This window comes from Amycolatopsis regifaucium (genome assembly GCF_001613935.1).
GTDB classification, from domain to species: domain Bacteria; phylum Actinomycetota; class Actinomycetes; order Mycobacteriales; family Pseudonocardiaceae; genus Amycolatopsis; species Amycolatopsis regifaucium.
The window spans coordinates 1-23,828 of the sequence record NZ_LQCI01000052.1; the positions used below are offsets into that span (position 1 = coordinate 1).

Sequence of the window (23,828 nt, forward strand, 5' to 3'; positions counted from 1 at the left end):
ATCTTGGTCCATCCGTGGCTTACACGGTTGTCATGACACGGCCGTCATGGCCCCGACGAAGTCCAGGCACGCTGTCCCGATCCCGGACTTGAGTTCTTCGAGTCCGATGGTGACGTGTACCAGGGTCCGATACCCGAAGGTGCCGGGTTGGTCCGGGCACGCGATCGCCAGATCCAGCACCTCCGCGAACGCGTCACCCTGCCGTTCGGCCCTGCTGCGCGGATCCGCCTGACCGAACTCATCGACCGGGCGTGGCTTCGCGTAGGCGTCGAGCACCGCGGCGGTCCGGGCACCCAGCTCATCATCGAGGAGACCGGTCAGTTTCCAGAACCCGTCCTTGCGACGCTCCAGGGTGACTTCCCTCGACGGTGGGGCCGGTTCAGGATCCTTCGGCTCNNATACTCCCGATCCTCCGGCGACACCTCCGCCGGGATCTTCCCCAGAAACTCCAGAATCCGATCGATCCGATGATCCCCGATCGCCCCCTCAGCAGCCGCCGCGGCGGCCGCGGGAGCCACCGGAGGAACCTCCGTGCCATCCAACGCGCGAGTCGGGTTCAACGCGATCGCGCGCCGCACGACCGGACCCGCCTCACGAGACGACAACCCCGCCACATCAGCAAACCACGCCGCCGTCGAACCATAACCGTACAAGTCCTTGACACCACGAGACTCGACCTCCGCCAAAAACTGCCCCAACCCAGCGGACGCCATCCGCATCACCCGCAGAAACTGCCGCACGCCATAAGCAAGCTCCAGCTTGCCAGCACGCCACAACTCCTGCGGCAACTCAGGAAGAAACGTCTCAGACACCCCTCGATAATACCAAAAACTGGTCGAACCTGTGTTCGTAATTAAGCGACAATGAACCGGCCACCTTGACCACTAAAGGGTGATAACACGCGGTCAGCCGACCACTTTCCGAGACCGCATTTAGTTGACTAAATGCGGGCATTGCGCGGCGACCGGTGCACTCAAAAGCACCGCGCGAGACCCACCGCAATTAGTCGACTAAATGCGAAAGGCGCCTTTTGTCGCCCTCAGCCAGGGATGACCAACCAGTCGAGGGCACAGCCGACACGTGACCGGCACCACCTGGACTTTTCGTCCAATGCTTATACAGTCAGTCTGGTGAGCAACGAGCATCCGTATCCCCCGGCCTTCCGCAGCGGCGACCTGGTTTCCGTGTCCGGACGGCTCGGCGTGACCGAGACGGGCGAGCTGGCGCCGGGCGGTTTCGCCGCCGAATGCCCGCAGGCCTTCGCCAACCTCGACGCGGCGCTGCGCTCGGTGGGCGCGAGGCGGGCCGACGTGGTGAAGGTCGTCGTCTACCTGACCGACATCGCCGACCGGGACGGCCTCAACCGCGTCTACGAAGACTTCTTCGCCGAACCCCGGCCCGCGCGCACCTGTGTCGGCGTGGCCTCGTTGCCCTACGGCGGCGTCGTCGAAGTCGAGGCGCTCGCCCGGGTACGCAATGTCTGAACAGGACGCGATCCTCGACGCGCTCGCCCCGGTCGCCGACGGCATCGCGGCGACGCTCGGCTCGTTCTGCGAGGTCGTCGTGCACGACTTCCGCCGTCCGGAGAAGTCGGTGGTGGCGATCGCGGGATCGGTCACCGATCGCAGTGTCGGCGGGTCGATGAGCGAGATCGGCATGGGCTTGCTCGCGCGCGGTGACGAGGCCGAGGACCAGCTGAACTACGTCACCCGCACCGCGTCCGGCAAGCTCGTGAAGTCCTCGACGATGCTGCTGCGCGACAGCGGTGGCTCGGTGTTCGGCGCGCTGTGCGTCAATCTCGACGTCACCGCGCTCGGCCAGCTGCGGACCCTCGTCGGCGAACTCGCCGACGTCGGCACCACCGCCGAGACGCCGACCACCACCTTCGGCGACGACGTCGACGCGGTGGTGGACGCGATCGTCGACGAACACCAGCTGCGGCTGAACAAACCGTGGGCCGCGCTCAGCCGGGAAGAGCGGCTCGACCTGTTCCGCAGTCTGCACGCGCGCGGCGTCTTCGCCGTTCGGCGGGCGGTGCCGCAGGTCGCGGCCCGGATCGGGATCTCCCGCGCCTCCGCTTACAACTACCTGTCCGAAATCCGTGATCAAGGAGCATCATGACCGCCCCCGTGACCATCGACGACATCCGCGACGCCGCCGCCCGCCTGGCCGGTGTGGCACACCGGACCCCGGTCGTGCGCTCCCGCACCCTCGACGACCTGGTCGGCGCCGAGGTCCTCATCAAATGCGAGAACCTCCAGCGCGTCGGCGCCTTCAAGTTCCGTGGCGCGTACAACGCCGCGTCCCGGCTTTCGCCGGAGCAGCTGGCCAAGGGCATCGCCGCCTACTCCTCGGGCAATCACGCCCAGGCCGTCGCGCTCGCGGCGCGGGAACTGGGGAGCAGCGCGGTCATCCTGATCCCCGAGGACACGCCGCAGTCCAAAAAGGACGCCACCGCGGGTTATGGCGCCGAGATCGTCACCTACGACCGGTACACCGGCGACCGCGTCGCGATCGGTGAGGCCCTGGCCGCCGAGCGAGGCCTCGCGCTCATCCCGCCGTATGAACACCCGCACGTGATCGCGGGGCAGGGCACCGCGGCACTGGAACTGCTGGAGGACACCGGTTCCCTCGACACGCTGATCGTCCCGGTCGGCGGCGGTGGTCTCATCGCGGGCAGCTCGACCGCCGCGAAAGCGGTGCAGCCCGGGATCCGCGTCGTCGGCGTGGAGCCCGCCGCGGGCGACGACACCAAGCGCTCACTGGAGGCGGGCGAACGCGTCTCGATCCCGGTCCCCCGGACGATCGCCGACGGACAGGCCGCTTCCGTGCCCGGCGAACTGACCTTCTCGATCAACCGGAAGCTCGTCGACGACATCGCGCTGGTCACCGACGATGCCGTCCGGGACGCGATGCGGTTCGCGTTCGAACGCCTCAAGCTCGTCATCGAGCCGAGCGGGGCGACCGGTCTGGCCGCGCTGCTCAGCGGTGCGGTCCCCGCCTCCGGCCGGGTCGGCGTGATCATCAGCGGCGGAAACGTGAGCCCGGAACGCTTCGCGGAACTCATCACCACCCGCGTTTAGTCCTCTGAATGCGGAACGCTCGGCGCCCACACCCCGCGTTTGGTCCTCTAAATGCCGAGTGCGCCGGCCAGTACCGGCCACGAGTTCCGCAAAGCTCGCTGCCAGTAGGGCCAGCTGTGCGTGCCGGGACCGTAGTAGTCGACGGTCACCGGGATTCCCTTGAGCTTCAACCGATCCGTGAAGCTCACCGAGGTACCCAGTGCCGAAGGTTCGAAGATGTCGGACTGACCGGGCGGATCGAGTGGACCGGTCTGGCCGTTGCCACAGGAGATGTAGAGCGCGGTACCGCGAAGGTCGTCGATGTGGTCGTAAGGGTTGTTCGCCGACCACAGCGGCCGCATCCCCCAGCTGTCCCCCCAGAGTTCGAGGTAGTTGAAGACCCCCGCGCGGGCCAGGATCCCTTGGATGAACAGCGGTGTCCCCTGGTAGAGCGTGTTGGGAACACCGCTGTAGGACGCCGCCGCGCCGAACATCCCCTTGTGCTTGTACGCGTAGGCGAGCGCGCCGTACCCGCCGATCGACAGCCCGGCGATCGCCCGGCGGGTCCCGGCGCGGTATCCGCGTTCGACGATCTGCCGCACCTCCAGGGTGTGGAAGGTGTCCCAGTCCGGAGTGCTCTTGAGCCCGAAGTTCCACCACTTCGTGTACATCCCGGCCGGTCCACCGGTCGGCATCACGATGAGCGCGTCCTTGTCCGCGGTGAACGCCTTGACGTCGGTGAACTGGTCCCACGAGCGGTAGTCGACCGGTTCACAGCAGCCGTGCAGCAGGTACAACGTCGGCCAGGTCCGCGCCGGTTGCGCGGCCCAGCCGGCCGGGACCAGCAGGCGGACCATGCCGGTGGTGCCGAGGGCAGGCGAGTTGATCTTGAGGTCGACCGTGCGCGCGTCCAGCCAGGTCTCCTCGACGACCTTCGCGCCGTTGTCGGCGGTGGCCGGTGTGGGAGCGGCGCTCGCCGGGATCGACGTCCCGAGCAAGGCGACCAATGACAACACCAGCAGACCCCACCACCGCGTTCGGTTCATCACTTCTCCTTGGTCACAACGGGATGTTTCCGTGCTTCTTGGCCGGGAGGGTCTGTCGTTTGGTCCGCAGCGCGTGCAACGCCCTCGCCACCTGAAGGCGGGTCTGAGACGGCGCGATGACCTGGTCGACGTAACCGCGTTCCGCGGCGAGATAAGGGTTCGAATGCCGTTCGCGGTACGCCTCGGTGAGCCGTTCCCGTTCGGCGGATCGCTGCTCCGGCGGCATCGCGGCCAGTTCACGCCGGTGCAGGACCCGCACCGCGCCCTCGGCGCCCATCACCGCGATCTCCGCGGTGGGCCACGCCAGGTTGACGTCCGCGCCGAGATGCTTCGACCCCATCACCGCGTAGCCGCCGCCGTAAGCCTTGCGGAGCACGACGGTCACCTTCGGCACGGTCGCCTCGGCGTAGGCGTAGATCAGTTTCGCGCCGCGCCGGATGATCCCGTTCCGCTCCTGCTCCGCACCGGGAAGGTAACCGGGGACATCGGCGAGAGTGAGCAACGGAATACTGAAGGCGTCGCAGAAGCGCACGAACCGCGCGGCCTTCTCCGAGGCGTCGATGTCGATCACGCCCGCCTGATGCCGCGGCTGGTTGGCCACGACCCCGACCGTGCGGCCCCGTACCCGGCCGAACGCGCAGAGCATGTTGGGCGCGAAGCCGCTGTGCACCTCGGTGAACTCGCCGTCGTCGACGAGGCGGACGATCACCTCGGTCATGTCGTAGGCCTGGTTCAGCGAATCGGGCACCAGCCGGTCGAGTTCGAGATCGGCGGCCGTCAACTCGGGCTCCGTCTCGTCGGCGTACTCCGGGCCGGGGTCGAGGTTGTTGGACGGCAGGTAGCCGAGCAGGGTCTGCACCCAGTCGATCGCGTCCTGTTCGTCGACGGCCCGGTAGTGGGCGTTCCCGGAGACCTCGCTGTTCACCATGGCGCCGCCCAGTTCCTGCGCGGTGACGCGTTCGCCGCTGACGGCGTTGACGACGTCCGGCCCGGTGACGAACATATGCGCGGTCTCGTCGACCATCACGGTGAAATCGGTGATCGCCGGCGAGTAGACCGCGCCTCCCGCACACGGCCCCATGATGAGCGAGAGCTGCGGGATGACCCCGGACGCCAGGGCGTTACGCCTGCCGAGTTCGGCGTAGTACGCCAGCGAGACGACACCTTCCTGGATCCGCGCGCCGCCGGAGTCGTTGATCCCGACGATGGGGCAGCCCAGTGTCATCGCCAGGTCCATCACCTTGAGGACCTTCTCGCCGAAGACCTCACCCATGCTGCCGCCGAAGACGGTGAAGTCCTGCGAAAACACGCAGATCCGCCTGCCGTCGACGGTGCCGTGCCCAGTCACCACACCGTCGCCGTAGGGCCGGTTGGCGTCCATCCCGAATTCGGTGCACCGGTGCCGGGCGAACTGGTCGAGTTCGACGAAGGAACCGGGGTCCAGCAACAGATCGACGCGTTCGCGCGCGGTCAGCTTGCCCTTGGCGTGCTGCCGGTCGACGGCCCGCTTCTCCGCGATCCGGACGGCTTCGTCCTGACGGGCGGCCAGATCGGCGATCCGGAACGCCGTCGTCGGAGTCAGGGGGACGTCGGTCATGGCCGCGCCGCCCTCGGTGCCGCGAGCCGGTTCGCGAGCGCCGCGGCGACCACCTCGACGTGCGGCGGGTCGATCATCGACAGGTGATCGCCCGGGATCCGGACGACCTCGAGGTCGGCGCAGAAGGCGTCCCAGCCGAGGGTGTCGTCGGTGCGCAGGTAGCGCGGGTCGAGGGTGGTGGTCAGCGGATGCGGATCCTGCGCGCGCAGGAGCAGCACCGGTCCGGCATACGGCTCCGGGGAGTACCGTTCGGCCACCCGGGCGTCCACATAGGACTCGTACTGATGCCGCAGCACCCCTTGTCCCATGCCAGGCACCTGTGCGGCCAGTTTGCCGATCACCAGCCGGATCTGGTCCTCCTCGCCGAGCTGGACGAGTTCCGCACGCGGGAAGTCCAGCGGGACGCCGTAGGTCCGTTCGACGTGCTCGGCGAACCGGTCGAACCGGTCCAGCAGGATTTCGTGCGCCGGTTTCCCCGGGGCGGGCAACGGCAGGATGCTGTCGATCATGAACACGAGGTCGACCCGCTCCCCCGCCGCGGTCAGCCGCCGGGCCGTCTCGTAGGCGAGGCAGCCGCCGAACGACCAGCCACCCAGCCGGTACGGTCCCCGTGGCTGGATTTCCCGGATCAGCTCGGAATAACAGCCGGCCTTTCCCTCGACGGTGTTCTCGTCGTCGATCCGTTCGAGCCCGTAAACGGCCCTGTCTCCCGGCAGAAGTCGCACGAGTCCTTCGTAGACACTTGTGGGACCGCCCGCCGGGTGGAACAGGAACACCGGCTCCCCGCGACCCTCGCGCAGCGGCCGGACCGGGCAGTCCCCGCGGCCCTCGATTCCGGCGCGCAGCAGATCGGCCATCGCGGCGATCGTCGGAGTGGCGAAGAGCCGGTCGACGTCGGGGACCGCGCCGAGCTGACCGGCGATCGCCGAGCGCATCCGTTCCGCGCCTTCCGCGTTTCCGCCGGCGGCGAAGAAGTCGTCGTGGACTCCGGGTTCCGCGTCACCCAGCTCCGCTTGCCAGTGCCGGGCGACCCAGCGTTCGGCGGGATCGCGTGGCCCGACCTTGACGGCCGGTGCGGCGGACCGCGGACCGCTCGTGCCGAAGCCGGCCTGTTCGGCGAGGTGGTCGGCGAGTTCGCCGAGGCTCGCGCCGCGCAACAGCAGCGGAATCGGCAGTGGCAGACCGAAATCGCGTTCCACGACTCCTCGGGCGCGCATGGCGGTGAGCGAGTCCAGTCCGAGCCGGGTGAGCGAAGCGTGCCTGTCGATTTCGTCCGCCGCGAGGCCGAGCATCCCGGCGACGAGCCCGGCCAGGTAGTCGGCCAGCATCTCGCGCGCGGCTTCCGGCAGGACCGCGCGCAGTGCGTCCAATCCATCCCAAGTGGACGGTGCTACCCCGGGTTCGTCCCGCGGTACCAGCATTCCGAAGAACGGTCGTTCGACCAGCCGGGGGAACAGGGCCAGTACGGTTCCGGCGTCGACACGGGCGATCCCGGTCGCGACGCGGTCACGCGTCAGCACGGCGTCCAACGCCGTCAGCGCCTCCTCCGTGCCGAGCGGTTCGAGCACCGGGTTGCGGCTGCCGACGGCCGCGCCCGCCTCGCCCCAGGCTCCCCAGCCGATGGTCGCCGACGGCAGGCCACCGGCCCGGCGCCACGCGACGAGCGCGTCCACCCAGGCGTTCGCGGTGGCGTAGGCGGCCTGACCGGGTGAGCCGAACAACGCGGCCGCCGACGAGTAGGCCAGCCACCAGTCGAGGTCGTGTCCGGCGGTCGCCTCGTGCAACCGCCACGATCCCAGCGCCTTCGCCCGCCAGACCGCCTCGACCGCTTCGGTGCCGACAGCACTGGCAGCGCCGTCGGCCAGCACGCCGGCCGCGTGCAGCACCCCGCGCAACGGCACACCGCCTTCCGTGGCCGCCGCGACCAGTGCCTCGGCCGTCCCCGGCTCGGCGATGTCACCTGTCACCACGAGAACTTCGACGCCGAGGTCGCGCAGTGCCGTCAGCGCGGGTTCGGTGTCCGGGCCCGCGCCGTGACGGCCGGAGAGGACGAGCCTGGTCGCGCCGCGTCCGGCGAGCCAGTCCGCCGCGACCAGACCGAGGCCCCCGAGTCCGCCCGTGATCACGTACGCGCCTTCGCGCACAACGGTTTCGCGGACGGGTTCACCGAGCGTCGGACGACCCAGCACGCGGGTGTACCGGATGCCTTCGCGCCACGAGACCTCGTCGTCCGGCGCGTCCGCCCGGATCTCCGCCACCAGCCTGCCGACCCACAGCAGGGCGGGATCCGGTTCGGCGTCGAAGTCGACCTGGCTCGCGCGCAGTCCGGGATGTTCGAAGGCGAGGACCCGGATCAGCCCACGCAGGCAGGACTGGCCGGGGTCGCCGCGCTCGCCGGGTTCGACGGCCGACGCGCCCGCGCTGACCAGCCACAACCGTGGGGACGAGGCGGTTTCGGCCAGTTCGGCGACGACGGCGGAGAGGGTGGCGATCGTCTGCCCGGCCCGCATCGGGTCGGGGTCGCCCGTCGTGGCGACACACGCGAGTACGCCTGTCACCTCGCGGGATCGCAGCACTGCCGCCAGCGCGGCCCGGTCGCCGAGCTGGACCATCGCCAGCTCGTCCCCGGTCTCGGTGAGCCGGTCGCGTAACGCCGTCAGCCACGGGGCGCCTTGGTGTCCGGCGTCGTGCAACACGACCCAGTTGCGTTCCACCGCCTCGGTCGCGGGCAGCTCAGCCTGCCGCCAGACGGTTTCGAACAGCAGGTCCGTCATCGGGACCGGCAGGGCCGAACGCTGGAACCGGCGGCAGTAGACCTCGCGGAACTCGACCAGGACGACGTCGTCGGCGTCGACCAGCTGGACGCCGCCGACCAGGCCGTCACCGGCCGGATCGAGCGAATCGAGCAGGGCGTCGACCCGGACACCGCGGCGGGGATCGCCTGCCAGGACGACCTCGCCCACGGTCAGCGGCAGGAAGACGCCGTCGGCTTCCCGCAGCGCGTCCCCGCCCGCCGCGGCCAGCGCGTGCAGGCAGGCGTCGGCGATCACCGGGTGCAGGACGTACGCCGGATGGTCGGCGGGCTGGGTGATCGACGCCGAGGCACGGCCGGGCACGGCCAGGACTCCGTGCAGCGCACGGAAAGCCGGGCCGTAGCTCTGCCCCACCTTGGCCAGCGCCTGGTAGAGGTCGATCGGCCGGGCCTCCCCGCCGACAGCGCCGAACGGCACCACCGTGGTATCCCCGTCGCGGACTCGCGCGGTGGCGTGCCGGATCCAACCGCCGTGCGCCGCCCGGGCGTAGATGTCCACTTCGGACGGCCCGGAACCGGTGCCGAGGCTGGTCGTGACCTCGGTGTGCGCGGCGAGCGGGAGCACCCGGTGCAGTTCGAGATCGCCGACGCGCAGTTGCCTGCCGGGGCGAAGAACGGCCTTGGCCGCCGCGAGCGCCAGTTCCAGGAAACCGGCGGCGGGGAACAGCGCGACACCCATCGCCGCGTGGTCGGCCAGCCACGGCAGTACCGCGGTCCCGACGTCTCCGCGCCACAGATGGCCACCGCCGGTCGGCTGTTCGATGTGGACACCCAGCAACGGATGCGCGCCACCGGATCCGGGCACCGCGGCCGGGCGCCGCGGCCAGAACCGCTCGTGCCGCCAGCGCGGGCCGGGCAAGGCGACCGGCACCGGACGGGGACCGCGCGCGTCGAGCACGCCGGGCAGGCCGAGGGTGTGGAGCCGGGCGAGCGTGGTGAGGAACGCCGTCCGCTCGTCGATCTTGCGGCTCGCCGACGGCAGCGCGAGCGCGCCGGTACTCTGCTCGATCGCGGCCAGCGCCACCGGATGCGGAGAGATCTCGATGAACACGCCGTGTCCGTCGGCGGTCGCCGCCGCCAGCGCCTGGCTGAACCGTACCGGACGGCGCAGGTTCGCCGCCCAGTACTCGACGTCGAACGCCGGTGTCCACCGTGGATCGGTGAGAACACTGCTGTAGCAGGTGATTTCAGCCGGCTTCGGGGTGAGACCGCCGAGGTCGGCACGGAACCGGCCGAGCACGGAGTCGACGGCTTCCGAATGACCGGCTCCCCCGACGGGCAGCCTTCTGGCCAGCCTCCCGAGGCGCTCGACATGCGAGACCAGCGCCTCGACCTGGTCCGCGGCCCCGCTGACGGTGCACTGTACCGGCGACGCGTACACCGCGACGGTGATGCCGGGGAACTCCGCTTCCAGGTCGGCCAGTTCGGCCGGCGACAGTTCGACCACGGCCATCGCGCCGTCTCCCGTCGCGTCGACCTCGGCGAGCAGCCGCGCCCGCGTGGCCATCACGCGCAGCCCGTCCGCGACGTCCAGCGCCCCCGCGACGACGGCGGCCGCGACCTCGCCCATCGAATGCCCCAGCACCGCCGCCGGGACGACACCGTGCGCGCGCCAGAGTCCGGCCAGTGCGAGCTGCATACCGAACAACGCGAGCTGCGTCGCGCCGAGATCCGGCAGGTCGTGCTCGCCGGAAAGTACCTCACGCAGGGAGAACCCGGCTCCGGCCACGAACGCCGGATCGAGTGCCTCGACCTCCGCGCGGAACGCGGGTTCGGTGCGCAGCAGGTGGCGGCCCATCCCGGGCCACTGGGAGCCGTAGCCGGAGAAGACGAACACGACACGGGGCACGCGCCCGGCCTCACCGGTGACGACGCCGCCGCCCTCGCGTCCGGCCGCCATTTCCCGCAGGGAGGCAGCGATCCGGTCGCGCTTCTCGGCGATCACCGCGCCCCGGACCGGAAGGTGATCCCGGCCCCGCGCCAGGGTCGCGGCGACGGCGTCCGGTGGCACGGCGCGCTGGGCGGGGTCGTCGAGCCAGTCCGCCAGGTCGGCGGCCCGCGCCCGGAGTACTTCAGTCGATCTGGCCGACAGTGCGAACACCTGCGGGCCTTCGGTTTCCTTCCCCCGAGCGGGGAACGACGCCGCGGGCCACTCTTCGAGTACGACGTGGGCGTTGGTCCCGCCGAAGCCGAACGCGGAGATCCCGGCCCGCGCGACGCCGGAGTAGCGCGGCCAGTCCGTCGCGGTGCCGACCACACGCAGGCCGAGACCGGGGAAGTCGATGTGGGGGCTGGGCTCGTGGTGATGCGGGGTCGGCGGGAGCCGCCGATGGACCATCGCGAGGACGACCTTGATCAGCCCGGCGATTCCCGCCGCGCCTTCGAGATGGCCCAGGTTTCCCTTCACCGAACCGATCAGCAGCGGGCGGGCGGGTTCGCGGCCGGCGCCGAGCACCGCGCCGAGCGCGCCCGCCTCGATCGGATCCCCCAGCGCGGTGCCGGTCCCGTGTGCTTCCACGTAGTCCACGGAGGACGGTTCGACGCCCGCCGCCGCGTACGCGGCACGCAGCAGGGCGGCCTGCGCGTCCGGGTTGGGGGCCACGAGGCCGTTGGACCGGCCGTCGGAGTTCACCGCGCTGCCGCGAATCACGGCCAGTACCCGGTCCCCCGCGCGGCGCGCGGCCTTGAGCGGTTTGAGCACGACCACGCCGCACCCCTCGCCGCGGGCGATGCCGTCGGCTGCGGCGTCGAACGGTTTGCAGTGACCATCGGCAGCGAGCACCCCGGCGCGGTGGAAGGTCGCGGTGACGGCGGGTGAAAGCAGCAGGTTCACCCCGGCGGCCAGCGCCGTCCCGCATTCGCCGTGACGCAGGCTCTGCACCGCTTGGTGCACCGCCACCAGCGAAGACGAGCAGGCGGTGTCGAGGGTGAGGCTGGGGCCGCGCAGGTCGAACAGGTACGAGAGCCGGTTGGCGGCGATACTGGTCGCCGCCCCGGTGGCGGACCACACGTCGACGGCGGCGGGGTCGGACATGGTCAGGTGCCCGTACTCGCCCGCCGAAAGCCCGACGAACACGCCGGTCCGGCTTCCCCGCAGGGTGGACGGCGGGATCCCGGCGTCTTCCAGCGCGGCCCAAGCGACTTCGAGCAGCATCCGCTGCTGGGGGTCCATCGTTTCGGCCTCGTCCGGCGTGATGCCGAAGAACCCGGCGTCGAAACCGGCGACGTCGCCGAGGAACCCGCCGCGGCCGGGCAGCCAGCCGAGGTCGGCGCCGAACGCCTCCCAGCGATCCTCCGGGACATCGCGGATACCGTCGCTTCCGGCGTCCAACAGGCGCCAGTACCGGTCCGCGGACTCGGCCCCGCCCGGCAGACGGCAACCGACCCCGACGATCGCGATCGGTTCCCCTTCACGGCCTTCCACGGCCGCGACGTCCTCATGCTCCACTGTGGACAAATGAGCGGCGAGGGCGTTGATCGTCGGGCACTGCCACACCAGGGTCGGCGCCAGCGGACGGCCGAGGTACCGGCCAAGATCCGCGGCCAGCGCCGTCGACTCCCGCGACGAAAGCCCGCTTTCGTACAGCGGGCGGTCCGGATCGACCTGGTCCGCGGGAAGCCCGGTCCGTTCCGCCACCCGCGCGATCAGCCAGTCCCGGATCCCCGCGGTCATCCGAGCCGCCGTGCGGTCAGCGCACGATCCACATAGGACTTCCGGCACAGGACCCTGCTGATCTTGCCGCTGGAGGTACGCGGAACCGCGCCCGGTTCGAGCACGACGACGTCGTACGGCCGCAGACCGTGCGCGGCCGAGACCGCTCTCCGGATCTCCGCGGTCACCACGGCGACGTCGGCCTCGACCCCTTTGGCCCGTTCCAGCACCACGACCGCCGCCTCGCCGTCTTCGTGCTCGATCGCGAAGGCCGCGGCGGAATGCGGCCGGACCGCGGGATGCGTCTCCACCGTCTGCTCGATGTCCTGCGGGTAGTGGTTGCGGCCGTCGACGACGACGAGGTCCTTCACCCTGCCGGTCACGAACAGCTCGCCGTCGTAGCGCACGCCGAGGTCCCCGGTCGTCAGCCAGCCGGTGCCGGTGTCCGGATCGACCGGCGGCAGGCCGAACACGGCGGCCGAGGCGCCGGGCCGCCCCCAGTAGCCCACGCCGACGTTCGGGCCCTTCACCTGGATTTCGCCGACCTCGCCCGCCTCCGCCGAAGCCCCCGTCACGGGGTCGACGATGCGGATCCGCTGACCGGCGGGAAGTCCGCAAGAGACGAGCGTGGTGGATGCCGCGCCGGGTCCGGCGGGCAGCGCGAACCCGGCGGCGAGCCGATCGCGGTCGAAGGTGACCTGCCGCGGCGCCTTGCCCGCATCGGTGACGGAGACGAGCACGGTGGCTTCGGCCAGGCCGTAGGACGAGCGGTGCACCTCGGGCCGCAGCCCGCAGTCCACGAAGGCGTCGTGGAATTTCGCGATGGTCGAAGGCAGGACGGGCTCGCTTCCGTTGATCAGCGAGACGACCCGGCTCAGTTCGAGGTAGCTCTTCTCCGCTTCGGTCACCCGGGAAGCGGCGTAGGCGTAGGCGAAGTTGGGTGCCGCGCTGATCGCGCCGGGGCTGGCCGTGAGCGCGCGCAACCATCGCGACGGGCGTTCGAGGAACGCGAGCGGATCCATCAGGACCGACGCCGCGCCCGCCGCCATCGGGGCGCCGATGCCGAGGATCAGCCCCATGTCGTGGAAGAGCGGCAGCCAGCTGACAGTGGACGTCGTGCCGGTTTCGACCCCGTAGGAGTCGCAGGCCTGGCGGGCGTTGGTGAGCGCGTTGCGGTGGGTCAGCATCACTCCCGCCGGGCTCCGGGTGGAACCGGACGTGTACTGCAGGTACGCCAGTCCGTCCGGTTCCGGTCGCGGCCAGGAACGCTCACCGGCCGCGACCGGAGTAGGGGTGTCGACGGCGAGCACGGCGGGCCGTGCGATCTCCGTCGAGGTGAGGAAACCGGAGACGCCGTCGATCGCGTCGGCGGTCGTGAGCACGACCCGCGGCGCGCAGTCGGCGAGCACGGCCGCCAGCCTGCCCGCGTGCCCCGGCAGGTCCGGGGCGAACAGCGGGACGGCGACCAGCCCCGCCCGGATCGCGCCGAGGAAGGCGACGACGTAATCGGCGGACTGCCTGGCCAGGATCGCCGCCCGCTCCCCCGGCACGGCGAAGTCGGCCAGCCGCGTGGCGAGGACGCCGACCCGGTCGTCGAGCTCGCGCCAGGACAGGGTGACGGCCCTGCCGTCCGCGCCGGAACGATGGTCGAGGTAGGTCACGGCGACCTCGTCACCGAGTCGGCGGGCCCAGTACTCCAGCAGGGTCGCGAACGACTCCCCGGCGAGCGCGTCGTCCTGCCCGTGGGCGACGACGACCGTTTCCGAAATGGTTTCCATGGCCCCTCGTTTGACGACGTGAGCGGGAGCGGGTGAATTCGGAACGGCACCGTTGCCGAAAGCGGATTCCATTCCGGAGACCGTTCTTTATCTGTGCCGAACTGTATGGATCAGGCGGGAAGAGTGTCAATGAGAGGACCGCGAAACGCTGACGGCGATGCGGTCATGCTCACGGGGAAGTGAGAAACGGGTCACCACGCTTGTCACTCGGGGACGGGTTTCGGCCCGCACGCTCCTTCAGCAGCTTGAACGCGAGGACAGCGCCGACGAGTTCCAGTGCGGCCGCGGTCAGCAGGCCCGCCGTGTAGCCGCCGGCCAAGGCCGGTGCGGCACCTTCGCCGAGCCGCGCCGTGCGCACCACCGCCAATACCGTCCCGATCAGCGCGACCCCCAGCGCGCTCGACAGCTCGCGGGACGCGGTGAGCAGGCCGGAGGCGGTACCCGAGTGCCGTTCCGCCACGATCTCCAGCGCGTACGAGGTCAGCGGTGTGGTCAAAGCCGATCCGGCACCGATCAGCACCAGCGAGGGAATCCTCGGCAGGACCTCCGGGACATGGTTGACCGCGGCGAGCGCCAGCAGCCCGGCGGCGACCGTGGCCAACCCCGTCGCCACCGTCCGATGTGGACCGAAGCGCGGCACCGCCCACGGCACCAGCGGCGTCGCGGCGACGACCGCGACCGCCACCACGACCAGCGGCAGCCCGGCGAGCACCGGCCCGAGACCCAGAAACTCCTGATGCAGCAACGGCGTGAAGAAGAAAATCCCGGAGACCCCCAGTCCCCACAGCATTTGCACGCCGAGCGCGCCGGTGAAGACCCGCTGCCTGGTCAGCTCCGGGGGAACCAGCCGCTCACGCGCGCGTTTTTCCCGCAGCACGAACCAGCTCGCGAAGGCGGTTCCCGCGGCACCGAGCGCCACGGGCGCCAGCACGTCACCCTCGCCCAGTCGCACCACGGCGGCGGTGATCAGGACCATGCCGGTGGTCATCACCAGCATCGATCCCGCGGCGGGCCGCCTCGCCGCGGGATCGCGGCCGGCCGTGGCGACCTTGCGGCGCAACGCCAGCATCGCCGCCACGAAGGGAAGATTGACGAAGAAGATCCAGCCCCAGCCCAGGTACTCGCTCAGGACGCCGCCGAGTGGCGGACCGAGTGCCAGCGCGACCGCGAGGCAGGCCGTCCACACCGTCGCGCCGACCGCGCGGCCTCGCGCGTCGAGATTGGTGCGGAGCAGACTCAGCAGGGTCGGGACCAGGAACGCCGCGGCCGCGCCCTGCAGCACCCGCGCGGCGATGACGAGCCACGCCGTCATGGCCACTCCGCCCACGGCCGCTCCGGCGCCGAACGCGAGCAGCCCGGCCCGTAGGGTCGCGGCCTGCCCCCAGCGGTCCACCAGCGTGCCCGCCACCGGCAGCAGCCCGGCGAACGGGAGCATGTAGCCGATGCTCACCCATTGCAGGGTGGGCAGGTCGAGGCCGAGGTCACGCGCGATCGAGGGCGCGCCCGCCGCGACGATCGTGTTGTCGAGAGTGGTGACGAACGCCCCGAGCGCGATCATGACCAGCGTCGGAATCATCGGTCACCTCGTACCTGGTAATGACGGTCAGAATCCTCATTACCCCTCACGAGTCAGGAAAAGGCGAATACCTCGCGCGAAACCCGCTTTGGAATGACAAGCTTCCCGCGACTGACTCGGGTTGTCGTGCGTGTTTTGAGTCGTTGGGGCAAACCCTGGCGTGAAGTACATGATGGCCCCCTTCCTTGCGCTAGACGCAAGGAAGGGGGCCATCATGTACTGGGCCCGCTCATTCGACGGAACACGGGATCAGTTGCTGACGGGCATCCCCTGCTCGTCAGCCGCCGCGGTGACGGCGCCTCCGAGGAGTTCGCGCACGATCTCGTTCGCCTTGCGCACCTCGTCGGTGATCATCTTGATCTTGACCTTGCCGTCGTGCCCCAGATGACCCCCGACCTCGACCGTCTTGTCCTCACCCGGCAGTGGCAGCCCCTGGCAGCCGGTGAACTTGTCTTTTGGCGTCAAGCCGGTCTGGAAGTAGGCCACGATCGGGTCGTCGACGCAGTCGGTGTTGTACGGGAAGATCCCGTGGCTTCCCTCGTTGTCGACGCTGACCATCTTGGCTCCCGGCAGGTTGTTCGCGGTGGCGAGCCCACCCTCGTACGGCGTGGCCGCGTCCAGCTCGGTCTGCACGATCAGCAGCTTCGGGAAGGTCTTCTGGTCCGGCGCGGGCTTGGCGTTGGCGGTCGGCCAGAACGCGCACAGCGGCGCGCCCGAGAGAGCCATGATCGGTGCGATGAACGGCGCCTTGACGGTCAGGTCGGCCAGCCAGCGGTTCCAGTAGTGGAGATTCTGGTTCCACTGCCCGTCCTGGCAGCGGATCGCCTCGAACGCGGCGCTCCAGGTCTCGACCTCGGCGCCGCCCTGGTAAGCGGCCTTGCGTTCGACCGAATCCTTCTTCGCGATGGCCTTCAGCGCGTTGCTCTTCGCCTTGGTCAGGAACGCCTTGTTCGCGTCGGTCAGGCCGGGAGTGCTCAGCGCCTTGGCGACGACCTGGTCGAGCTTCTCCGCGACGGTCCCGGTGGGCGCCGGTCCCTTGGCGACCGTGGCCACCATCGAGGCCGCCGACGGGTATTGCGCGGTGTCGTACATCGCCGGGATGATGAACCAGGCGGCGTAGACCATGCCCGTGTATTCCCGGGTGCCCCCCGCCTCCTCCCACTTGCGGCGGATCTCGAGCGGGTCGGTGCCCGTCCGGTACTTGGCGTCGTTGCGCGCCATGTAGGGCAGCAGCGCTTCCTGGAACTGGCGGTCACGGCTGCGCGGCTGCAGGTCCCACGTCTTCTCCAGGGTCGAGCGGCTCGCGTCGGTCGAGGAGTCCAGCAGGAACCGGTGCGCCTTGCTCGGGAACATGGTGGCGTACCAGGTGCCGAGCCACGTGCCGTAGGAGTAACCGATGTAGCTGGTCTTCTTCTCGCCGAGGATGACCCGGATGAAGTCCATGTCGTACGCGGTCTGCTCGGTGGTGATGAACTTCGTCAGCGGGTTCTTCAGGCACCCGTCGACCTTGGCCCGGTTGATCACGTTCTGGTCGGTGCTGTCCGGGACGGGGTAGCTGCAGGTCAGCGGCGTGCTCATGCCGACGCCACGGGGGTCGAAGCCGACGAAGTCGTACTGCCCGGCCAGCACCGGGCTGCGCTTCGCCATCGCGGGGCCCCACGGAAGCCCTGCGCCGCCGGGCCCGCCCGGGTTGACCAGCGCGATGCCCTGCCTGCCGGTACCGGGGTAGGCGGTCGCGGTCTTGGAGACGCGGATGCCGATGGTGTTGCCGTCCCGCGGGTTGTGCCAGTCACGCGGCACCTGGATGGTCGCGCAGGCCAGGCCCTTGACCTTCTTCAGTTCGGCTTCCGCCGCCGGCGCGACCGAGGGGAACGAGCACTCGCCCCAGGCCACGGCCTGCTTGGTCAGCGCACCGGCGAGCGCCGCGGTGTCCGGCTCCGCGTTGTCCGCAGGTGCCGCACCCGTCGCCGGGGGCAGCATCAGGCCCGACGCCAGGAAAGCACCGGCGACCACGGCCAAGGTGCCTTTCCGCGTTTTTCCCGCACTACTGATCACCATGATCCCTTTCGACAGGAGCCGCCGACGTCCGTACGAGAAGTGAAGGCGGGTGATCAGTTTACCCACTCGGCTCGGAGTTGGCGGGTATCCGACATGCCGGAAATTTCGACACCATGGACGCGGTTACGGGTGCAGACCGGGGCCGTGGTCGGGATCCGGCGACGACGCGATCGGTGTCGGGCTGAGCGACGCTTCGTCCTCGCCCTCCTCCAGGAGGGTCGCCGCGGCGCCGACCACCTTCAGGTCCGGCTCGCCGACGACGTCCTCGTCCTTGTCCGCGTAGTCCACCCGAGCGAGCACACTGCGCATCGCCTCGACCCGTGCCCGTTTCTTGTCGTTGCTCTTGACCACCGTCCACGGCGCGATCTCCGTGTCGGTGGCGCGGAACATCTTCACCTTCGCCTCGGTGTAGGCGTCCCAGCGGTCGAGTGACTTGACGTCGTTGGCGCTCAGCTTCCACTGGCGCACCGGATCGACCTGCCGGATCAGGAACCGGGTCCGCTGCTCGGATTTCGACACGGAGAACCACAGTTTGACGAGGACGATCCCGTCGTCGACGAGCATCCGCTCGAACAGCGGGGCCTGTCGCATGAAGCGTTCGTATTGTTCGTCGGTGCAGTACCCCATCACCGGTTCGACACCCGCGCGGTTGTACCAGGACCGGTCGAACAGCACGATCTCGCCCTCGGTGGGGAGGTGGTTGACGTAGCGCTGGAAATACCACTCGCCCCGTTCGCGTTCGGTGGGCTTGCCCAGCGCCACCGCCCTCGCGCCGCGCGGGTCGAGATGTTCGGTGAACCGCTTGATGGTGCCGCCCTTGCCCGCCGCGTCGCGGCCTTCGAACAGGATCACCACGCGGCCACCGGTGTCCTTGATCCAGTACTGCAGTTTCAGCAGTTCGATCTGCAGCGACCGCTTCACCACTTCGTACTCCTCGCGCGGCATGCGCGTCGAGTACGGATAGTTCTCCCGCCAGGTGTCGATGGGGGAACCGTCCGGACGAAGCAGAACCGGGTCGTCGGCGTCTTCGTAGTCGACGACGAGACGCTGGTCCTGCAATTCGGGGAAGTGCGCGGCGAGATCAGGCGATGGGTCGAGCACGGGCAGGGGGTACCCGTGATCATCCTTCCGCAAACCCTGGGGAGAGCCCTTCAGCCGGCGCGCAGATGATCGCGCAGCGCCCGCGCCACGCGGGCCATCAGCACTTCGGCCTCCGGCTGGTTCGCCGCGGGGACCCGGGATTCGGTGAACGCGGCGATCGCGAACACGCCGCCGTCGGCGTGTTCGACGACGCCGACCTCGTGCCGCAGGTTGAGCAGTGTCCCTGTTTTCGACGACCACTTCGTGGCATCGGAGACGAAGTCGGGACTCAGCCGCTGGCGCAACAAGTTGAGTCCCATCAGCTCGCGCACCCTCGCCGCCACGGACTCGTCTACTTTGGACGGTGTCCACAACGCCTCCAGCAGGCGGCTGAAAGCTCGCGCCGAACCGGAGCTGGCGCGGGTGATGTCGAGCTGGGGTACGGGATGTCCTTGTCCGGTGGTGCCCGCGTTGATCGCGAGCGCGTGCGCGAGGTGGACGTCCTCGGGGCCGAAGCGTTCCGCGGGCGTGTCGCTCAGATCCGCCGCCGGATGCCGTGCGGAAATCCCGGGCACCCCCCATTCCCGGGTCATCCTGGTGACTTCGGCAGGCGAGGTCAGCGAGAAGAGCGCGTCGGCCGCGGTCTCGTCGCTGATGGCCATGGTGAGGTAGAGGAGGTCTTCGATCGCCACCCTGGCCGGATGCCGGAACCGGGTCAGCCCGGTCGGGCCCGGGGCGGTGGCCCGGCCGGGCTGGACCTCGATCGGCGCCGCGCCGTCGAGTTCGCCTCGGCGGATCCGCTCCAGGGTCGCCGCGGCCAGTGGGATCTTCACCAATGAGGCGCACGGGAACTCGAGGTCGGGATCGATGCCGATCTCGTATCCGGTCCGCAGGTCCCGTACCAGGAAAGAACCGCGCAGCCCGCCGTCGGCCAGTTCCGCGCGCAGCCGCGCGAGCAGCGATTCGGTGTTCATGTGGTCTCCTCCGCGCCGAGACACCGGGCGATGTCCGGCCACAAGCGTGCCCGGAGCCGCTGCGCGTCCTCGCCCAGCCCCGCCGTGATCTCGTAGCCGCGCACGAGCCGGATCTCGCCGATGGGCCGCCAGGCCAAGCCGAGTTCGGTGGCCTGCGCCGTCGAACACAGCAGCAGATCGGCCGAACCGAACACGGCCGCCGCGGCCGCGGTGAGCGAATCGGCGACGGTGACCTGCGTCGGCCGCAAGCCCACCGAGTCGCGGACCCGGAACAGGCGGTCGCGAAGATGGGGGACGTCGTCCTCGGGCTGGATCCAGACCCGCCGGGGCACCCGGCCGGACCGGCCCACCCGCAACGTTTCCAGGTGCAGCGACCCCGCTCGCGACGCGTCCGTACCGGCCAGGCCCAGCGTGACCTTCCAGGTGCCTTCTTCCCCGGGGACGGTCGTGAGAGCCGCGCGGACCTCTTGAGTGCGCACGAGTTCGGCTCGTTTCCGTGGCGGGGCCTGCCGGAACTCCAGGAAGACGTCCAGTGCTCGTGCCGCCGCGTCGAGTTCGGCGAGTTCGCGGGTGGTGCAGATCTCCGGCATCGCGAGCCACGTCGGCCGCAGCCTGGCGCGCTGCGCGTCGTGCTCCATGGCGTCGGCCAGGGTCACCAGGCGTTTCGCCGAAGGCAGCATGTCCCGGCCGAACGGGGTGAGTCGCGCGCGGCGGGTGCTGCGGTCGAACAGCCGCTCGCCGAAGTGCCGTTCCAGGGCGGCGATCCGACGGCTCGCCACCGGTTGGGGAATGCGGGCGAGCGCGGCTCCCGCGGTGAAGCTCCCGGCCTCACTCACGCTCACGAACGCCCGGCAGCCGCCGATCAGGTCCACGACCACATACTATGCCGGATTCGCATGAAACTGCTCGTTTGTGTCTTGGACAGCATGACCGGCGCTCACCAGACTGCGGACATCGAACGATCTCGAAAGGAATCACCGTGTCCGTTTCTTCTCGCCACTGGACCGGCCGGGCGGCCCTCCTGGCGCTTTCGGTCGTGTCCCTCGCCGCGTGTTCCACACCCGCCCCCGCGCAGGCACCGGCCACCCCGTCCGCCGCCATCGCGTTCGCGACGGACGGCCGTGCCGACTTCGAGCAGCTCGAACGCACCTTCGGCGCCCGGCTCGGGGTGTACGCGGTGGACACCGCGACCGGCCGCGAGGTCGCCTTCCGCGCCGACGAGAGGTTCGCCTACGCCTCGACGCACAAGGTGTTCACCGCCGGCGGTGTCCTGCAGCGGACACCGATCGCCGAATTGGACCAGACCGTGACCTACAGCCGGCAGGACGTGGTCACCGGGTCGCCGGTCACGGAGAAACACGCCGGTACCGGCATGTCGCTCCGCGCGGTCATGGACGCCACCCTTCGCTACAGCGACAACACCGGCGGCAACCTGCTCTTCCGCGAACTCGGTGGTCCCGCGGGCCTCACCTCGGTGCTGCGCGGGATCGGCGACACCACGACCCACGTCGACCGGATCGAAACCGAACTCAACGACACCGCTCCGGGCGACATCCGGGACACCAGCACGCCTCGCGCCCTCGCCGTGAGCTTGCGGGCCTTCGCCCTCGGCGACGTGCTCCCCGAGGACAAGCGAAAGATCCTTGTCGACATCATGCGCGGCAACACCACGGGTGACGCGAACATTCGCGCGGGGGTCCCCGGCTGGCCCGTCGCCGACAAGACCGGGACGGCGAGCTACGGCACGCGCAACGACATCGCCGTCGTCTGGCCGCCGAACCGGGCGCCGATCGTCCTCGCCGTACTGACCGATAGGTCCACAAAGGACGCCAAGATCGACAACGCGCTGCTCGCGCGAGCCACCGCGGCCACCGTCAAGCTGCTCCCCTGACTCACCGCACGCTGGAGAGGCCGGGCGGACGGGAGACATCCCGTCCGCCCGGCCGATTCATCCGCCTCAGCGACGGCAGGGGTTGCCGGCCGGGTGCGCGGCGGTGCCGTGCACGTCGGCCTGGGACTCCGCGAGCACGATCGTCGCGAGCGCGGTGTCCAGCGCGACCGCCTGCTGCTTCACGACGCCGTTCGACACGCTCTGGCCGTTGAGCTTCAGCGAGCCGATGACCAGCGGGATGGTCAGCGGCGCCGAACCCACCGTGACCGCCGAACCGTTGATCTTCAGCGACGCGACATGCGAACTGCCTGCCAGTACCGGGGCGAGACCGCCCGGCGTCGGCTGACAGGTCGCCGTGGCCTGCGACTGGATCACGCCGAGTTCGATGGTCAGCCCGACCGTGCTGATCACCGTCTTGTCGATCCTGGCCGTGGCCAGCGCGCGATCACCCGCGGCCGGGGCCGCCGACTGGTCGTCCGGCGTGAGGTCGGTCGACGCGGACAGCACCTGGGTGTCCACTTTGATCAGCCCGGCGTTGAGCGTCGCGGCGGCCACGGTGCTCGCGTCGTCGGCGCACGGCAGATTCGCCGGGTTGGCCCGTGCCGCGGTCACCCCGAGAACGTTCGCCGCGGTACCCGTGCAGGAGAAGACGCCGTCACGGTCGTCGTCGAGGATCGTGCCGACACCGACCGGATCGACGAGCCCGGCGCCCGAGGGGGCCGAGAGGTTCACCGTGAAGGTCTCGTTCGGTTCGTCGACGGTGTCCGGGTTGACCAGGACGGTCACCGGTTTGGCCGTCTCACCGGGCGCGAACGTCACGGTGCCGCTCGCGGGCGCGTAGTCGGCGGGCGCGGTCGCGGTGCCGTTGGCGGTCGCGTACTGGACGGTCACCGGGTTCGGGGCCGGACCACCGAGCAGCGACACCGTGAAGGTCGCCGGGACCGGCGCGCCGCCGGAACCTTCGCCGACCGTCACGTCGTCGACGCTCAAGCCGAGCACGCGCACGGTCGTGGTCTCGAGATACCCCAGAGAGACACCGTCGACCTGATAATCGACCACACAGTGGTAGGTGCCGGGAGCCGCCCCGGCCGACGCCGTGATCGTCTCGGTGAACTGGGCGACGCCGCCACTGGCCACCTTGACGCTGCCCGGGTCGTTGGTGACGGTGAGCTGCGGGTCGCAGCTGGTCACCTTCGGGGTCACCGTGACCTCGATGGCCCTGATGCCGTCCAGAATGGCTTGGGAGACCTGGCCGGCGGGGACGTTGTTCAGCAACACGCCACCGGTGGCCGAGGTGATGGCGCTGGCCTGGCCGGTGGCGTCGAGAGCCCCGACGTTCACGGCGACGACGCGGATTTTCGCCGCCTGCAGCGCCGCGATCGTCTGCGCCAGGGTGTGCCCGCCGCTCGGATCGTGCGACGGCGCGTCACCGAACCACGCGACGATGCGGGTGCCGTCCGGTCGGAAGGACACGGCTCCGGTGGCCAGCTGATAGAGGGCGTTCAGGTTCGCTTCCGGCGTATCCCCGCCGCCTGAGGCCACCCACTGGTTGATTCCCGCCTGGACCGCGGTGGTGTCGCCGGTGATGCCCTGGTTGACCTTGAACGGCACCGAGTCGGTGAAGTCCTTGTACTCGGCGACGCCGAACTGCGCGGTGGGCTGCGCGGCGAGCACGTCACCGGTGATGGCATTGGCGTTGGACCGCACGTTGCCGATCGGCCCGCCCATACTGCCGGTCGTGTCCGCGAGCAGGACGAGATCGGGGTTCGGCGGCACCGTGGAGGTCGTCACGTTCTTGAGCACGGTCGTGCTCTGCCCAGCGGCGAGGGTGAGGTCGACCGTGGCCGGGTCGACACCCGGCGGCGCCGCGGCGGCGACCGCGGTGGACACGAGCATCGCCGTGACAGCGGTCAGGACGACGAGCAGTGGTCTTCGCGACATGGATTTCCCTTTCGAGACCCGGCCACAGCCGGAATTCCGTGGGTTGCCTGAGGAAGACGGAAAATTCCGTCTTTCGTTAACGCGAGCGCCGGACATCACCCGGAGCGCCCTGCGGGGATGCTCTCAACGGGTTGTTACCGCGAATCCGGGCTACTCGGACCATGTCCGCGTTAGGCCGTTCAACCGCAGGACCTTCGACACCTCTCACTCTTCAGCGTGAGAAGTGTCGAAGGTTCCGGCGTTCTCCGTGATCACCTCGGCCGGTGAAACCCGGCTGGCGCCGATGTTCGTCAGTGAATCCTCACCGAATGGCGCAGTGTCGGCCGATGCCGCGACGAGACATCAGGCCTGTCGGGATACC

Annotated in this window: 14 protein-coding genes and 1 pseudogene; 4 read left to right on the forward strand and 11 right to left on the reverse strand. The window is 69.8% G+C overall.

What is annotated here, in order from left to right; translation table 11 throughout:
- Window positions 1–39: 39 nt before the first annotated feature.
- Window positions 40–812 (reverse strand): annotated as a pseudogene (locus tag AVL48_RS35680) (DUF222 domain-containing protein); the annotation flags it as partial.
- Between the two features lie 318 nt (window positions 813–1,130).
- Between AVL48_RS35680 and AVL48_RS35685 the strand changes: the two are divergent.
- The 3 genes from AVL48_RS35685 to AVL48_RS35695 are packed head-to-tail and all read left to right on the forward strand — an operon-like array spanning window position 1,131 to window position 3,083.
- Entirely contained in the window at window positions 1,131–1,484 is a 354-nt protein-coding gene (locus tag AVL48_RS35685) for a RidA family protein (protein WP_061981099.1), read from the forward strand.
- Window positions 1,477–2,121, forward strand: coding sequence for a helix-turn-helix transcriptional regulator (locus AVL48_RS35690; RefSeq protein ID WP_061981098.1), 645 nt, complete (start codon window positions 1,477–1,479; stop codon window positions 2,119–2,121). Before AVL48_RS35685 ends, AVL48_RS35690 begins: the two co-directional genes overlap by 8 nt.
- Window positions 2,118–3,083: a pyridoxal-phosphate dependent enzyme gene (locus tag AVL48_RS35695; protein WP_061981097.1), complete on the forward strand. Its 966-nt coding sequence runs from the start codon at window positions 2,118–2,120 to the stop codon at window positions 3,081–3,083. The genes AVL48_RS35690 and AVL48_RS35695 overlap by 4 nt, the downstream gene beginning before the upstream one ends.
- A gap of 47 nt (window positions 3,084–3,130) precedes the next feature.
- Here the strand turns inward: AVL48_RS35695 and AVL48_RS35700 are convergent, their stop codons facing one another.
- The 9 genes from AVL48_RS35700 to AVL48_RS35740 form a co-directional block, all read right to left on the reverse strand.
- Window positions 3,131–4,108 (reverse strand): alpha/beta hydrolase, encoded by a 978-nt coding sequence (locus tag AVL48_RS35700; protein ID WP_061981096.1) that lies wholly within the window; start codon window positions 4,106–4,108, stop codon window positions 3,131–3,133.
- A gap of 13 nt (window positions 4,109–4,121) precedes the next feature.
- Complete coding sequence (locus AVL48_RS35705) at window positions 4,122–5,705, reverse strand: acyl-CoA carboxylase subunit beta (protein WP_061981095.1); 1,584 nt, start codon at window positions 5,703–5,705, stop codon at window positions 4,122–4,124.
- Window positions 5,702–12,190: a type I polyketide synthase gene (locus tag AVL48_RS35710; protein ID WP_061981094.1), complete on the reverse strand. Its 6,489-nt coding sequence runs from the start codon at window positions 12,188–12,190 to the stop codon at window positions 5,702–5,704. Before AVL48_RS35710 ends, AVL48_RS35705 begins: the two co-directional genes overlap by 4 nt.
- The gene (locus tag AVL48_RS35715; protein WP_061981093.1) at window positions 12,187–13,947 is read right to left on the reverse strand and encodes a fatty acyl-AMP ligase; all 1,761 of its coding nucleotides are present in this window, start codon (window positions 13,945–13,947) and stop codon (window positions 12,187–12,189) included. The genes AVL48_RS35710 and AVL48_RS35715 overlap by 4 nt, the downstream gene beginning before the upstream one ends.
- Before the next feature lie 169 nt (window positions 13,948–14,116).
- The gene (locus tag AVL48_RS35720) at window positions 14,117–15,523 is read right to left on the reverse strand and encodes an MFS transporter (RefSeq protein WP_061981092.1); all 1,407 of its coding nucleotides are present in this window, start codon (window positions 15,521–15,523) and stop codon (window positions 14,117–14,119) included.
- A gap of 249 nt (window positions 15,524–15,772) precedes the next feature.
- On the reverse strand, window positions 15,773–17,581 hold the full coding sequence (locus tag AVL48_RS35725; protein WP_244162443.1) for an alpha/beta hydrolase: 1,809 nt from the start codon (window positions 17,579–17,581) through the stop codon (window positions 15,773–15,775).
- Window positions 17,582–17,704: 123 nt separating this feature from the next.
- Window positions 17,705–18,682, reverse strand: coding sequence for a polyphosphate kinase 2 (gene ppk2 / locus AVL48_RS35730; protein WP_061981091.1), 978 nt, complete (start codon window positions 18,680–18,682; stop codon window positions 17,705–17,707).
- Between the two features lie 50 nt (window positions 18,683–18,732).
- Window positions 18,733–19,635 carry a serine hydrolase gene (locus tag AVL48_RS35735; RefSeq protein ID WP_061981090.1) on the reverse strand — a complete coding sequence of 301 codons (903 nt, stop codon included), beginning with the start codon at window positions 19,633–19,635 and terminating at the stop codon, window positions 18,733–18,735.
- Window positions 19,632–20,513 carry a LysR family transcriptional regulator gene (locus AVL48_RS35740; protein ID WP_061981089.1) on the reverse strand — a complete coding sequence of 294 codons (882 nt, stop codon included), beginning with the start codon at window positions 20,511–20,513 and terminating at the stop codon, window positions 19,632–19,634. Before AVL48_RS35740 ends, AVL48_RS35735 begins: the two co-directional genes overlap by 4 nt.
- A gap of 101 nt (window positions 20,514–20,614) precedes the next feature.
- On the opposite strand from AVL48_RS35740, the gene bla reads away from it, so the two are divergent.
- Window positions 20,615–21,526 carry a class A beta-lactamase gene (bla, locus tag AVL48_RS35745; RefSeq protein WP_061981088.1) on the forward strand — a complete coding sequence of 304 codons (912 nt, stop codon included), beginning with the start codon at window positions 20,615–20,617 and terminating at the stop codon, window positions 21,524–21,526.
- Window positions 21,527–21,592: 66 nt separating this feature from the next.
- Here the strand turns inward: bla and AVL48_RS35750 are convergent, their stop codons facing one another.
- The gene (locus tag AVL48_RS35750) at window positions 21,593–23,467 is read right to left on the reverse strand and encodes a Calx-beta domain-containing protein (protein WP_061981087.1); all 1,875 of its coding nucleotides are present in this window, start codon (window positions 23,465–23,467) and stop codon (window positions 21,593–21,595) included.
- Window positions 23,468–23,828 lie beyond the last annotated feature (361 nt).

Excerpts from the sequence above, each read along its gene's own strand:
- AVL48_RS35690 (WP_061981098.1), top strand. The coding sequence starts at position 1,477 with ATGTCTGAACAGGACGCGATCCTCGACGCGCTCGCCCCGGTCGCCGAC.
- AVL48_RS35695 (WP_061981097.1), top strand. The coding sequence starts at position 2,118 with ATGACCGCCCCCGTGACCATCGACGACATCCGCGACGCCGCCGCCCGC.
- AVL48_RS35700 (WP_061981096.1), bottom strand. The coding sequence starts at position 4,108 with ATGAACCGAACGCGGTGGTGGGGTCTGCTGGTGTTGTCATTGGTCGCC.
- AVL48_RS35705 (WP_061981095.1), bottom strand. The coding sequence starts at position 5,705 with ATGACCGACGTCCCCCTGACTCCGACGACGGCGTTCCGGATCGCCGAT.
- AVL48_RS35710 (WP_061981094.1), bottom strand. The coding sequence starts at position 12,190 with ATGACCGCGGGGATCCGGGACTGGCTGATCGCGCGGGTGGCGGAACGG.
- AVL48_RS35715 (WP_061981093.1), bottom strand. The coding sequence starts at position 13,947 with ATGGAAACCATTTCGGAAACGGTCGTCGTCGCCCACGGGCAGGACGAC.
- AVL48_RS35720 (WP_061981092.1), bottom strand. The coding sequence starts at position 15,523 with ATGATTCCGACGCTGGTCATGATCGCGCTCGGGGCGTTCGTCACCACT.
- AVL48_RS35725 (WP_244162443.1), bottom strand. The coding sequence starts at position 17,581 with ATGGTGATCAGTAGTGCGGGAAAAACGCGGAAAGGCACCTTGGCCGTG.
- AVL48_RS35735 (WP_061981090.1), bottom strand. The coding sequence starts at position 19,635 with ATGAACACCGAATCGCTGCTCGCGCGGCTGCGCGCGGAACTGGCCGAC.
- AVL48_RS35750 (WP_061981087.1), bottom strand. The coding sequence starts at position 23,467 with ATGTCGCGAAGACCACTGCTCGTCGTCCTGACCGCTGTCACGGCGATG.